The 13,638-nt window shown below is 59.3% G+C and carries 13 protein-coding genes; 4 read left to right on the forward strand and 9 right to left on the reverse strand.

Annotated elements, in window-relative coordinates; all coding sequences use genetic code 11:
* Positions 1–6: 6 nt before the first annotated feature.
* The 6 genes from M5B98_RS16880 to M5B98_RS16905 are packed head-to-tail and all read right to left on the reverse strand — an operon-like array spanning position 7 to position 7,288.
* On the reverse strand, positions 7–1,110 hold the full coding sequence (locus M5B98_RS16880) for a hypothetical protein (RefSeq protein ID WP_248743336.1): 1,104 nt from the start codon (positions 1,108–1,110) through the stop codon (positions 7–9).
* Entirely contained in the window at positions 1,101–2,333 is a 1,233-nt protein-coding gene (locus tag M5B98_RS16885) for a phosphoribosylaminoimidazole carboxylase (protein WP_248743337.1), read from the reverse strand. Before M5B98_RS16885 ends, M5B98_RS16880 begins: the two co-directional genes overlap by 10 nt.
* Positions 2,330–3,442, reverse strand: coding sequence for a polysaccharide pyruvyl transferase family protein (locus M5B98_RS16890; protein ID WP_248743338.1), 1,113 nt, complete (start codon positions 3,440–3,442; stop codon positions 2,330–2,332). The genes M5B98_RS16885 and M5B98_RS16890 overlap by 4 nt, the downstream gene beginning before the upstream one ends.
* Positions 3,443–3,456: 14 nt before the next feature.
* Entirely contained in the window at positions 3,457–4,539 is a 1,083-nt protein-coding gene (locus tag M5B98_RS16895; RefSeq protein WP_318654181.1) for a glycosyltransferase, read from the reverse strand.
* 41 nt (positions 4,540–4,580) lie between these two features.
* Positions 4,581–6,809: a polysaccharide biosynthesis tyrosine autokinase gene (locus tag M5B98_RS16900; protein ID WP_248743340.1), complete on the reverse strand. Its 2,229-nt coding sequence runs from the start codon at positions 6,807–6,809 to the stop codon at positions 4,581–4,583.
* A 38-nt stretch (positions 6,810–6,847) separates the two neighbouring features.
* Positions 6,848–7,288, reverse strand: coding sequence for a low molecular weight protein-tyrosine-phosphatase (locus M5B98_RS16905; protein ID WP_085713166.1), 441 nt, complete (start codon positions 7,286–7,288; stop codon positions 6,848–6,850).
* 303 nt (positions 7,289–7,591) lie between these two features.
* Between M5B98_RS16905 and M5B98_RS16910 the strand changes: the two genes are divergently transcribed.
* On the forward strand, positions 7,592–8,536 hold the full coding sequence (locus tag M5B98_RS16910) for a glycosyl hydrolase family 5 (protein ID WP_248743341.1): 945 nt from the start codon (positions 7,592–7,594) through the stop codon (positions 8,534–8,536).
* Between the two features lie 192 nt (positions 8,537–8,728).
* Entirely contained in the window at positions 8,729–9,655 is a 927-nt protein-coding gene (gene tal / locus M5B98_RS16915; protein ID WP_114884366.1) for a transaldolase, read from the forward strand.
* A gap of 72 nt (positions 9,656–9,727) precedes the next feature.
* Here tal and rssC read toward each other — a convergent pair whose 3' ends face one another.
* From rssC to M5B98_RS16930, 3 genes are all read right to left on the reverse strand, one after another.
* Entirely contained in the window at positions 9,728–10,210 is a 483-nt protein-coding gene (rssC, locus tag M5B98_RS16920; protein ID WP_042560140.1) for an anti-sigma factor antagonist RssC, read from the reverse strand.
* Positions 10,210–11,391 (reverse strand): two-component system response regulator RssB, encoded by a 1,182-nt coding sequence (rssB, locus tag M5B98_RS16925; protein WP_085713163.1) that lies wholly within the window; start codon positions 11,389–11,391, stop codon positions 10,210–10,212. Before rssB ends, rssC begins: the two co-directional genes overlap by 1 nt.
* Positions 11,392–11,715: 324 nt before the next feature.
* Positions 11,716–12,405, reverse strand: a complete 690-nt coding sequence (locus M5B98_RS16930; RefSeq protein WP_085713162.1) for a VacJ family lipoprotein — start codon at positions 12,403–12,405, stop codon at positions 11,716–11,718.
* A gap of 186 nt (positions 12,406–12,591) precedes the next feature.
* On the opposite strand from M5B98_RS16930, the gene M5B98_RS16935 reads away from it, so the two are divergent.
* Both M5B98_RS16935 and M5B98_RS16940 read left to right on the forward strand, forming a co-directional pair.
* Positions 12,592–13,212: an HAD family phosphatase gene (locus M5B98_RS16935; RefSeq protein WP_248743342.1), complete on the forward strand. Its 621-nt coding sequence runs from the start codon at positions 12,592–12,594 to the stop codon at positions 13,210–13,212.
* Positions 13,213–13,320: 108 nt separating this feature from the next.
* Positions 13,321–13,584 carry a DUF4404 family protein gene (locus tag M5B98_RS16940; protein ID WP_248743343.1) on the forward strand — a complete coding sequence of 88 codons (264 nt, stop codon included), beginning with the start codon at positions 13,321–13,323 and terminating at the stop codon, positions 13,582–13,584.
* Positions 13,585–13,638 lie beyond the last annotated feature (54 nt).

Below are 13,638 nucleotides of genomic sequence, written 5' to 3' on the forward strand. Positions count from 1 at the left end.
CCCGCCTCAATTCAGAATTCTTGATTCGACCTTCACCGGTTTGTTCGCCCGCAGCATCAACCCCAGGCCCACGAACAACACCGGCACCACCATCGAGAAGTGTCGGGCGAACGAGCCGAAGTCCGGTTCGAACAAGCCTTGAACCAACAGAAACGCCAGGGGAATCGCGATCAGTTCCTTGGGTTTGGTCTGGATCGGCGCGCCTTTGTAATCGGTCGAGGTGATGACTTTGAACAGCAGCAGCGCGGTCATGATCATCAGCGCCACGAAGATCACCTGGCCCGGCCCGGAGAGCAGGATCAGCTCCACCGGGAACGACAGGCGGAAGAAGATGATCATCGAGTCCAGGGCCTGCGAAACGAAGTCACTGCCGCTGAGCCACGAGACGATCAGCGACTTGGACCCCTCCTCGCCCGCCGTACGCAGTTCGTTGTTGCTGGCGCGAATCGACGACACCGGAAAGCCCAGCGCCAACTGGATCGCCATGGCCACCGCCAGGTAGAACAGGAACAGCATCACGAAGAAGGTCATGCGCGACACGTACTTCTTCATCATGCAGACGCCAACCCAGGACAGCGAAAACAGGATCCAGTAGGGCCGGATCAGCACGCCGTAGATCACCGCCGACAGGAAAAACCCGCCGCGATATTTGCGCGTCAGCGAGCTGAACAGAATGCTCAGCACCGCCACCGACACGATGATTTCCTTGGTCAGGTTCTCCAGGAAGAACGAGCGCACCACGCCCCACAGGCACAGGGTCCCGAAGATCGCCAGCGGCATGCGCCGGAACACCACCACCGGAATCGCCGTGAGGAAGAAATTGCAGAACATCCCGTAGGCCCAGGCGTTGGTCAGGTTGATCCCGGTGGGCCGCAGCAGGAACGCCGAACACTCGTAGGACGAGCGATCCGGCGAGAACGGGTTCCAGAAATTGCAGTTGTCGGCCCGGGCATAGGACGACCACAAGGTCATCGCATCCGGGCCGGGATCGCGGGGGATCAGCAGCGGCATGGCCACCGACAGAAACAGGCCGGTGAACAGGATCAGGAACGACAGCGACGAATCGAGTTTCCTGCCGCGAAACTCGATGCACGGCAGTTTCAGGCCCATGACACGACAGCCTTTTTCGCACGCGTTGCACGGGTCAGCAGCGCAATCACGCCGAGCTGCACGATGATCCCGAAGACGTTGCCCCAGGCCGCGCCGTAGATCGAATAGTGCTTGATCAGCACATAGCTGACCGGCACCGAAATCAGCAGGCAAAGAGCCGAACTGGCGAGGGAGACCCGGCTGTTTTTCGACGCGATCAAGCCGCCCCAGACGATGTCGCCGATGGCGCGCAGGGCGAAGGAAAAGATCAGCACGCCAAGAATTCCGTTGTCCGGACGTGGCACCGCTGCACCGACGTAATCGAGCACGACATTGAAGAACAGATAAATCGCCACCGCGACTGTCGCTGAAACCACCAGCGAACGCGCGACCCATTTGTTCACGAACAATTGCCTGACCGTGAACGCTTGCTGGTCGGCCTGGTAACGCTTGGCGAGCACCGGAATGCCGACCACCGCCACCACCGCATAGGACAGCGCCTGCAAGGTGTTGGCCGCCGACCACGCGTACACGTATTTACCGAGGCTGGCGTAGGGTTCCAGATCAATGATCAGAAAGCGCTCGGCGTACTGACTCACGGCGATCAGGCCGGTGCCCAGATAGAATGGCAACCCGGCTTTCCACACGGTCGCCGTCGCCAGCGTCCCCTCTTCGCGCCCGCGATGGACGTTCACCACGATCAGGTAACCGGCGACGATCACCAGCACGTTGGCGATGACCCACAGCCACAACACGCTGGCGATCCCGGACACCCAGCCGAGCATCATCCCGCCCACGGCGAGCAGTGCCCAGAGGCCGGTCTTGATGAAGAACAGCAGCGCCCCCGCCGTGGCTTTCTGCGCGGAAAACACGAACGAGTTGATTTCGAACGACAGATGCTCGGTCAGCAGAACCAAGGTCACGCAGGCGATCAATGCCGCCGTCGCCTCGACCTGCTGGAACAGTGAATAGATCAGCACCGTCAGCACCGACAACAGCAACCCCACGGCCAGGTACAGCAGCAGAACCTTGTCGACCACACGCTTCGAACTGCCGCCGACACTGATCAGCCGATTGATCTCGGAACTGAAACCGACGCTGTAGAACTTCGAAGCGATCAATGACGCCGCGACCACCACGCCGTAAAACCCCAGCGCCTCGTAACCGAGGTAATGGGTGATGGCGAGCACCAGCAGGAACTTCGCGCCCAGTGCTCCGCCACGCAGCAACAAGCGGAATATCATCGAATGACGCCCTTGATGATGTCGTCCATGGCCACGGTCTTGGCTTCGATTTCACGGCAAGTGTCGGTCAGGCGTTTGCCGAAATTCGACAGCGCGTCAGGCGCGTAAACCGTGTCGATGATGGTGTCGACATCGATGTCGCCACCGTTGATCACCCAGTCCTCGACGCCCATGTCCTGATAGGCGCCGAAGCCCTTGCGCTCGTAGCTGATGTGGTACGCCGGCACGCCGGACAGCAGCGATTCGATAGCCCCGTGCAGGCGCACGGAAATCACCAGGTCCGGCTGATATTTGGCAATCGTCGCCTTCAACGACAGCAGGTCTTCGGTGATGCCCAGTTCGCGATAGAACGCACCGTCATCGTTGCCGCGCACAGCGCTCTGCACCGCGCAGACCACTTTGCTTTTGTTCTTCAAACGCTGCAGCAGCACCTTCAGGTTGGCCACGTAGGCGAGCTTCTTTTCCTTGCTCCATGCCGGCGGTTTGCGCAGCACCACGCACACCGTGGCCGGTGTCGAGGCGCAGCGGGTGAACTTGGGTTGCTGCAGGATTTTGCCGGCCAGGGCCTGCACTGCGAGGTCCGGTGCGCGGTAGACATTTTCGCAGGCATCGAACAACGCCGAGGAGCGGTTATCGCGCACGAACACCGCATCGGCGCTGGCGTAGTGGCCGACGATCCTGTCGCTGTCACCGTGGAACGGCCCGATGCTTTGCGGCAGGTACACCGACGGGACTTTGCTGAGGATCGCGGTTTCCAGTTGCTTGGCGTGGCCCAGTTTCAGCTTGATGTGTTCGAAGGCGCTTTTGGAGCGCATATAGCCGCCACCAACGCCGACGATCAGATCGGTTTTCTTCAACAGATCCGCCAGCCCGGCGTAGGACTGATTGAGGAATACCGCCTGCTTGACCCGGCCCAGGCCCTTGGCTGCCATGACCGGCGCGTCAAAGCGCGGGTGCGGCAGGTATTTGAAGGAGTCCGGATCGGAGGCCACGACGCTGATCGCGGTGTCTTCGCCAAAGTTGCGCTGCACCAGCGCGATGGCCAGATCGACCAGCAGACCATCACCGGAATTGGAGGCACTGTAGCCATGCAAAATTGTTACGTTCATGAGCGGCGTTCTACTTAATAAGAGGGAGCGGAATACACGTCGTAGGTCTGGCGGATCATCAACGCGGCGCTGAAGCGCTCGCGGACGATGCGCCGGCCTTCGATGCCGAGGGCTGACAATGCGGGTTTCTGGATCTGCTTCAGGCGATCGGCCAGCGCGTGGTGGTCACCGGTGGGGAACACGTAACCGGACACCCCGTGGGTGACCAGTTCCGGCAACGACGTGCAGTCGCTGGCAATCACCGGCAAGCCCAGCGCCATGCCTTCCAGCGGCACCATGGCAAAACCTTCCCAGCGACTCGGGACGATCAGCGCATCGGCCTGCTGATACAGGGCGTTGACCTCGGCCGGCGTGACCCACGGCAGGTATTGGACGCCTTCCATTGGCGGGCACTCGACCGTCGCTTCGTTGACCGCACTGCCGACCACCGTCAGTTTCAGGTCGTTGCGCCCGGTCCTGGCGTAGGCCTTGAGCAGCACGTCAAAGCCTTTCTGATAGTCGAGTCGGCCGACGAAGAGCAGATGAATCGGTTGCGGATCCTCGGCCTTGCGCTGGTCATCCTTGGGATGAATGCCGTTGTAGATCAGCCGCATGCGTTTGCGCTCGATGCCAAACGCTGCTGCTTTATCCAGCTCGTACTGGCTGACGCAGATGATCGTGTCGGTGACCTTCTGCAACACGCGCTCGATCCACGCATAGACTTTCTGCTTGATCGGCGAGCTTTCCATCAGGAACGAAAAGGCATGCGGGCAGTAGACGATTTTCGGTTTGCGCCACGGCCGCAAAAGTACGCACACACAACGGCCGATCACCCCGGAAAACGTGCTGTGCAGGTGCACGACATCAGGTTTTTCCTTGAGCATCACTTGCATCAGGCGCCAGGCAAAACGCAGCAACGACGGCACATTGCGCCCGGTTCGCTCGAAGGTGCGGATCTGCTGCGGGGCAATGCCGTGCAGTTCCTTTTCCTGATCCTGCGGCACCAGATACACCAGCTCGTAGTTGGCTTGCTCGTCTTCCGGGGACGCCGAAATCGTGCGGATCACCGTCGCGACGCCACCTTTAATCGTTTCAGCCACGTGCAGTATTTTTTTCACAACCCACCCACTTTGTTGCCTGTAAGAACAATCGCTGAAACTCAGGATTTGTCGGACGCGTATTCGTAGTTGTAGTAGCCGTAGCCGCCGTTGCCGTAGTAACTGGCGGCTCGCTTCTCGACGCCGTTGAACACCGCGCCTTTCAACTCGATGCCGTTCTGGGCGAAGCGGCGAATCGTCAGTTCGACTTCTTTGGCCGGGTTCACGCCGAAGCGCGCGACGATCAGGCTGATGCCCGCTTCACGGCCGACAATCGCCGCGTCCGTTACCGCCAGCAGCGGTGGCGTATCGATGATCACCACGTCGTAGCGCTCGCTGAGTTCCGCCAGCAGTTCGCGGAAATTGGCGTGCATCAACAGTTCGGAAGGATTGGGCGGCACCTGGCCCCGGCTGATGAAGTGCAGGTTGTCGACTTCGACCTTGTTGATCGCCTGTTCAAGGGTGCAGCGCTTGACCAGCAAGTCCGACAAGCCGTTGGTGATCGGTGTGTTCAGCGTCTTGTGCAGATGCCCCTTGCGCATGTCGGCATCGATCAGCACCACGCGCTGGCCGCTCTGGGCCATGACCGCCGCGAGGTTGGAAGACACAAAGGTCTTGCCGACCTGCGGGCTCGGGCCGGAAATCATGATGCGGTTGTTGGTCGAGTCCAGCGCCGCAAAGTGAAGGCAGGTGCGCAGGCTGCGGATCGATTCGATGGACAGGTCCGTCGGATTGCGCAGGGCCAGCAGATAGGCCGGTGTGTCCGCCGTGACCTTGGCGCGGACTTTCTTGGTGTCCTCTTCCTGTTGCAGGGCGCTGTAAGGGATCGATGCATAGACCGGCAAGCCGAGCTGCTCGATGGCTTCCGGCCCTTCCAGGCCCTTGCTCAGGGACTTGCGCAACAGCACCAGCGCCACGCCGACGAAGGCGCCGAGGAAGGTCGCGATCAGCACGATCAGGGCTTTCTTCGGCTTGACCGGACTGGTCAGGTCGACATCCGCCGAGTCCACCAGACGCACGTTGCCCACGGCGCCGGCACGGATGATGTCCAGTTCCTGGGACTTGTTCAGCAACTGGGTGTAGATCTGCGAAGCGACTTCGACATCGCGGGTCAGGTTGAGCAGTTCCTGTTGCGTGGCCGGCAGGTCGCCAACCTTGCCTTCCAGCGACTTCTGTTGCTGGGTCAATTCACCGATCTGGGTCATCAACGCACGATAGGCCGGATGCTGTCTGGTGAACTTGCGATCCATTTCCGCCTGCTGCATTTTCAGCTCGGAAATCCGCGTTTCGAGGGCGACGGACTGGCCGAGCACCGATTGGGTTTCCAGGGAGATGTTCACGGTCTTGCCGCGCGTCTGGTAGGCATTGAGCGCATCACTGGCCTTGGCCAGGTCGCGTTTGACCTGCGGCAACTGACTTTGCAGGAAGGCCAGGCTCTGCGCGGCTTCGGCCGAGGTCCGACGTACGTTCTGGTCCACGTACAGCGAGGCGATCTTGTTGAGGATCCTCACCGCTTCGGCGGCATCGGTGCTGGCCAGGGCCAGACGGATAATCCCCGACTCCTTGCCCTGCTCGGAAATATCCAGCGCGTCCTGATAGCCCTGAATGGTCACGATTCGTGGGTAGCGCACCACTTCGAAACGGGTGCCGGGGTTGGCCTGCAAATGCGTGATCTGCCCTTCTACTCCGTCCTGCGCGAAGGCTTCACCGGCAGTGCCTTCTGCCAGCAGATTGTCGTTGTCGTCGAACAACTGGAAGCGATGCTGCTCGCCGGCGATCAGGCTGAGTTTCTTGCCCAGCAGTTCCTTGGGCAGATCGAGCCGGGCAAATTCCAGGCGCTCACCGCCCCACGCGTAGCTGTTCAGCCCAAAACGCGGTGGCGCGACGCTGAGTTCGGTCTCACCGCGATAGCGGCGGGAGAGAAAGCCGCCAATCACCGGAAAAGTATTGGGGGTGATGTCGATGTCCAGGCGCAGATCGTCGACGGTCTTGCCGATCACCGCGCGGGATTTGATGATGCCGATCTCTGTAACGGACGGCGACTGACCGCCCAGCATGCTGTTGAGATCGGAGAAGCCGAGCATGTCGTTCTTTTTCGGCTCGACCTGTACCAGCGCGTTGGCCAGATACACCGGTGTGGCCAGAATCGCATAGGCGACGCCGGTCATCATGAACGCGCCGGTGAAGGCACCGATCAACCATTTCTGATCGATCAAACTGCCGAATATGCCGAGAAGATCAATACTGTCTTGATCGTTGTCACGGGTGCCGACTACTGACGGTAACTGCATAAGTCTTTCTTACCATTCACTGTTCTGAAGAATATTCATCAATGCCCGAGGCGCTGTGCCCAGGAGCCAACAGCATCTTCAATCAATGCATGGGCATGAATAAAAGCGGCCTGACCTTGACGATACGGATCCTGTATTTCTCGTTCGTTCTGCCACTTGCCGAGAAGAAACACTTTGCCCCTGGCGTGAGAGGCAATCTTCAGTACTTGTTTAACATGCTCTTTTTCCATGACCAGAATCAGGTCTGATTCATTGACGATGTCCGCTGTCAGTTGCCGTGCCTTGAAGCCTTCGGCGCACTGCCCGCGGTCTTCCAGCACCTTGCGGGCCGTTGCTTCCATGGACTCGCCGACCCTTGCGGACAAGCCTGCGGAGGCGACCGTGATGGTCGAGGGCGCCAGTGCGTTACGTAGCAACAGTTCTGCTGTCGGACTTCGGCAGATATTGCCGACGCAGACGACAAGGATCTTTTTGAACAAGGTTTACTTTCCCGTGTAATGTCAATCGGCCAACATGTCCCGTGGACTTAAATGAATCCACAGGACTTTCCTGCACTCGGAAACAGTTTCACCTGTTAGTACCGGTGCATTAAGTACCACGGGGTCCAAAAGTCACCCAACCAGAATTACCGGACTAAAAATAACTGTGATTTTCGGCGCTTTTTACACTTTGAGTTTTCCGACAAAAAATAACATTCGCGCACTTTTCGGCCTTTTCGGCATCGCATGAAAGTAACGAGATAAACCATTGGCTAGATGTCACGTCTCATCAGGAGAGCAGACATGAAAGCAGCACATCTCAAACGTCTCGGCGCCCTTTCCCTTTTGTTGTTCGGCACAACGGCTCAGGTTGATGCCAGCGAGTTGTTCCCCGCACTGCCCCACCGAACGGTCGGTATCCAGGTCAAGGTTCAGAGTTTTTCGGCTTCCGATGCCGCGCAGATCAAGGCTGCGGGCTTCAGCTTCGTGCGCCTGGGCGCGTGGAGCGACAGCCTGGGCGACAAGACCTATCAGAAACAGCTCGGCGATGCGTTTGCCGCCGCCGGATCCGCCGGGTTGCCGGTGCTGATGACGGTGCGCGCCATCAAACCGCTGTCTACAGACCCCGCCACCGCCGGCACGGCGTTTGCCAGCGCAGTCACCAGTCTGGAGCAGACCTACGGTTCTCAACTGGTCGCGATTGAAATCTGGAATGAGCCGGATTTGAATACGTACTGGCCCACGGGCAATTTCAGCACCACGTTTGCGCCGTTCATGAGCGCCATGTGCAAGGCGCTGCAAGACAATCCCACCAGCACTCCCGTGATCGGTTTCGGCTTCGCCCGGCCACCGAGCGCCGGCTCGGCCTCGACCGTAGCGCTGAACAGCATTCTCGGTGCGTATCCGAAATGCCTTAGCGCCATTTCCTACCATCCTTATGGTATGACGGCGACGCAGATCGGCAATGCGCAGACCTTCATCCAGCAGAATTTCCACCTGCCGGGCGTCATCAGTGAATGGGGGATTTCGGCACTGGCCTCCAACGGCGGTCCCGACGGGCAGGCCACCAAGGTCGCGGCGTTCATTGCCGATGTGAAACGGCTGCAGATTCCACTGACGTCGATCTACGAGTGGAAAAACAATGATACGGGCAGCGATGACCGGGAGAAGAACTTCGGTTTGCAGACCGCAAGCGGGCAACCGAAACCGGCGGAAGCTGCCGCCACAAAGCAGTTGGACTCCGAGTAGCGTCCACATTCATCAGTCAGTTGCTTTGAACCTGTGCCGCGATTTGGCATCGTATCTATCGATACCGCGCCCCGCCCTTTCAAACAGCCGTTTTCAGGTTGTTGCCTGCGGGGCTATCGATACATCCACATGCCCTTGAGTGGCTGTCAGCGCTCGGGTAATGTCGTCAGACCCATAGGACAGAGCACGCTCATGACTTCCAAGCTGGAACAACTCAAACAGTTCACCACCGTGGTTGCCGACACCGGCGACTTCGAAGCGATTGCCCGGGTCAAGCCGGTCGACGCCACCACCAACCCTTCCCTGCTGCTCAAGGCAGCGGCCATTCCGGCCTATGCCGAGCTGCTGAACGCCGCTGTTCGCGACTGCAAGGGCGATGTCGGCCTGGCCAGCGACCGTTTCGGCGTCGCGGTGGGTCAGGAAATCCTCAAAGTGATCCCGGGCCGCATTTCCACCGAAGTGGATGCCCGCCTGTCGTTCGACAAGGACGCGATGCTCAAGCGTGCGCATCGTCTGATCGAGCTGTACGACAAGGCCGGCGTCGGCCGCGACCGCGTGCTGATCAAGATCGCCTCCACCTGGGAAGGCATCCGTGCCGCCGAAGTGCTGGAGAAGGAAGGCATCCAGACCAACCTGACCCTGCTGTTCTCCTTCGCTCAGGCCGCCGCTTGCGCCGATGCCGGCGTGTTCCTGATTTCGCCGTTCGTGGGCCGCATCTACGACTGGTACAAGAAGGCCAACGGCAACGACTACACCGGCGCAGATGATCCGGGCGTGCAGTCGGTGACGCGTATCTACAACTACTACAAAGCCAATGACTACAAGACCGTGGTCATGGGCGCGAGCTTCCGCAACCTCAATCAGATCGAGCAACTGGCCGGCTGCGACCGCCTGACCATCAGCCCGGACCTGATCGACAAGCTGGCGGCAGACACCGGCAAACTGGAGCGCAAACTGGCCCCGGGTCACGCCGGCGAAGCACGCCTGAGCCTCAACGAATCGCAGTTCCGCTGGTTGTCCAACGAAGACGCGATGGCTACCGAGAAACTGGCCGAAGGCATCCGTCAGTTTGCCCGGGACCAGGAAAAACTCGAGGCGCTGCTGCAAGCCAAGCTGTAATGGGCTGACGGCAAACGCAAAAAGGGCGAACCCTCACAGGTTCGCCCTTTTTTGTGCCTGATAGCTGGGGAATCAATGCCTTTCGAGGGCATTCACCAGATCATGGAAGGCTTCGCGGTTGGAGTCGTTCAGGCCCATGAGGATCTTGTGCGCTTCCAGCACCTTGATCCGTACGACCTCCTCCGACTGATCCTGATCCGGCAGGTCATCGAGGCATTCCGGGCAAGGCACGGGATGGTTGACGATATTGAACACCTGCTCGAAACCCATCGATTGCAACAGACGGGTGATGTCGTCGTGAGTGGTGACCACGGTCGGCAGCAGGCCGACCTTTTGCCGCGACAGGATCGACAGCTTGGCCAGCAGGCCCAGCGTGGTGCTGTCGATGCTGCGGGTTTCGGTCAGATCGATCACGATCGCGTTGAAATTCAGCGCGGTGAAGATCTTTTCAATAGTCGCATCCAACGCCGAACACAGGGTCAGGCGAACTTCACCGACGAACTTCAGGACGAAGGTGCCATCCTGCTCGGCGAACTGGATTCTACCGGTACTCATTAAAGATTCCTGCTCAACACCAACAAGGCGATATCATCCGGCATCTCCCCTAGCGTGGCCAATCCAAAAACCTGCCGCAGGCCATCCAGGCTGCCGCCCGCCGACTTGACCCGCTGGGGCAAGGCAGCTTCTTTCTCTTTGAGTGTGGGTTCTGGCAAAAGATCCAGAATGCCATCAGACATCAGCGTCAGGCTGAACGTCGGTGGCAGCTCGAGCACGTGGTCTTCGTAGGTGGCTTCGTTGAAAAGTCCTACGGGCAGACCGCGCCCCTCGAGGTAGCGAACACTGTCAGGCGTGTACAACACAGGCAACGGCAGATGGCCGCCGATGCTATAGGTCAACAAACCGGTCTCCTCGTCGATGACTCCACCGACCATTGTGACGTGTTTACCCAGCTTACAACTGATCAGCCCCCGGTTGATATGACCAAGGACTTCCGAAGGCTTGAATTCCGGCAAGGTGCCGTTGCGCTTGGACTCGAACAACAGGCGCGTGGTCATGAACTTCAGCAGCACCGTGACGAAGGCCGAAGAAGCGCCATGACCTGAAACATCCGCCAGATAGAACGCGACCCGCCGCTCGTCCACCCGGAAATAGTCGACAAAATCACCCGACAGGTACAACGACGGGATGATCTGGTGGGCGAACTTGAACGCGTCGATGGTCCAGGGGCTTTCCGGCAGCATGTTCATCTGCACCTGGCGACCGGCGTTCTGGTCTTCCTGGAGCAGGTTCAAGCTGGCTTCGAGCTCACGGTTGGCCTTTTCCAGCTTCTCGCGGTAGCGCTGGTTTTCCAGCAGCAGACGCGCACGATCCAGGGCCCGGCGCACGGAGTGCTCGAGCACGGCCAGATCTTCGAGAGGCTTGATAAGGTAATCCGCCGCGCCCAGGCGCAGAGCCTCGACCGCGTCGTTCATCACGCCGGCACCGGAAACCACGATCACAGGCGTCTGTGGTGACCGCTCGGTGACCTGACGAATGAGTTCGAGACCGCCCATCTGCGGCATGCGCAGATCGCAGATGACCAAGTCGGGCTTGTCTTGCTCGAATACCTGAAGACCCTGCTGGCCGTTACTGGCCTGCAAGACGCTGAAACCACTGTCTTCCAAATAGGCCGCGAGGCTCGCGCGCACTACTTCGTCATCATCGATTATCAGCAGCGTGGCACTGGTTTTTGGCATGTGGGCAAACGGCGCCAGAATTAGGTTGGCGTAGCAGGCGGGGCAATGGCCCGGCGCAGACTACTGGATTCGCTTTCTAGCCTCTCTGCTGCACCGCTTCGGAGCGTTTGCCCCGCACACGGATGCACCAGAGGTGCCCTTCTAAGGCGCAGACGGTACTCCCATCCTTCGAGCGTTTCAAGCATGCGCGGATCGTCACTTGACGACTTTGTTTGTCAAATCACAGAGAGTTATAAGAACGTTCGAAACCGTAACTCAATGGAAGGACGCGCGGACAAAAAAAGGCGACCTTTCGGTCGCCTTTCCGTGGTTCACAAGCCGAAATCAGAAATCGTCTTCGACGTGACCGTCCTTGACCTTGAACTCGCGGTTCTGCAGGTAGGCATTGCGGATGAAGGTGTACTTGTCGCCGCTGATCAGCTTCTCGCTGGACAGCAGGCTGGCGCGGGTGTCGACGATGTTCAGGCCGTAGATGGTGTTACGCGCCGGGATGTCGTTCATGTAGCGGTACGGTGCGGTGTAGGTATCCACGTACTTGGACGGTGCATCACGCAGGGTGCTCGGGCCGAGCAACGGCAGCATCACGTACGGACCGCTGCTGACACCCCAGTAGCCGAGGGTCTGGCCGAAGTCTTCGTCGCTGCGCTGCAGGCCCATCTTGGTGCCCACATCGAAGAAGCCCAGCAGGCCGAAGGTGGTGTTGAAGATCAGACGCGCAGTGTCGACACCGGCAGCGGCCGGTTTGGCCTGCAGGATGTTGTTCGCCAGGTTGGTGATGTCACCGACGTTGCGGAACATGTTGTGAATGCCGTCTTCCAGGAATTGCGGCGTTACATATTCATAGCCCTGCGCCAGAGGTTTCAGCGCATAGGTGTCGACGAAATCGTTGAACTGGAAGATCGGACGGTTGACGCTTTCCCAAGGGTCTTCTTCCGTTGCCGCCTGGGCAACGAACGGAACCAGCATCACGCTGGCGCATACACAAAGCTGAGCGAGAGGGTTGCTCCAGCGCATAGAAAAACTCCTTGGATTGTACATACGCGGCATGCGGGCCACGGTCATAAGAGGTGCAGTATAAGACGGAAACAAGGTTTTAGGCATTTCCGGCGTGAACACCTCTGTAGGAAGCATCGTCACGCACTTGTCATCCAACTGTCACCGGCCATGCTTAGCCTGACTTCTATTTCAGGGACGTTTTCCATGCCTCAAGCCGAAGCCTTGCCCCTTTCAGCACCCAACCTGACAGCCGTGCTGTTCGGGCTCAGCGGTTGCCTGGTGGACTTCGGCGCCCGTGCCCGTCATCAGGCCAACCCCGGCACGGAGCACGCCGACGCCACACCGGGCGCGCTCGACAGCCTGCACAGCCTGCAGCGCCAGTTGATCCCCTGCGCCTGGCTCGACGATTTGCCCCCTGCCCTCACCCAGGTGCTTGCATCCGGATTGCCGGGCTGGATCAAACCTTCGCAACAATCTGCAACACACAATCCCTGGCCGGCACCGAATGCCTGCTGGCAAGCCCTGATGACGTTGAATGTCGATCGTCTGGACGGCTGCGTGCTGGTCAGTGGCGAACCGCGTTTACTGCAATCGGGCCTGAATGCCGGGCTGTGGACCATTGGCCTGGCGTCCTGCGGCTCACTCTGCGGCCTGGCCCCGAGTGAATGGCAGGCCCTCAGCCAGAAAGAGCGCGAACAACTGCGCGGCAAGGCCACTGTGCAACTGTTCGGTCTGGGCGTGCACTCGGTGATCGATAACCTGGGCGATCTCGACACCTGCCTGGCCGACATCAGCCTGCGCCGCCTCAAAGGCGAAAAGCCCTGACCCGGATCATGCAGGTTGCAGCAGAGTGGATTAGTCTTAAGGAGAGCCATAGACCTTTGGCGCACGGCTGCGGTCTATGCCAGTGCCTCTCGATAAAAGGAAAACACCATGCCCGCCCGCGAACTGCAAGAACAGCTCAATACCCTGCGCGAGCAACTGGATCAGAATCCGCCGCTGTCGGAAGCCGAGCGCGCAGACCTGCACGCACTGATGCAACAGATCGAACTGGAACTTGAACTGGAAACCAAAACCCAGGATTCCAGCATCGCCGACGGTGTAAATCTGGCAGTTGATCGCTTTGAACTCGAACATCCCGCCATTGCCGGTACATTGCGCAACATCGTGAATTCCCTGGTCAGCATGGGAATCTGAAGCTCGCGAATGCAAAAAAGCCCTGCCAGCGATGGCAGGGCTTTTTCATGTCCG

The organism is Pseudomonas sp. MWU12-3088 (assembly GCF_023242405.1).
GTDB classification, from domain to species: Bacteria; Pseudomonadota; Gammaproteobacteria; order Pseudomonadales; family Pseudomonadaceae; genus Aquipseudomonas; species Aquipseudomonas kribbensis.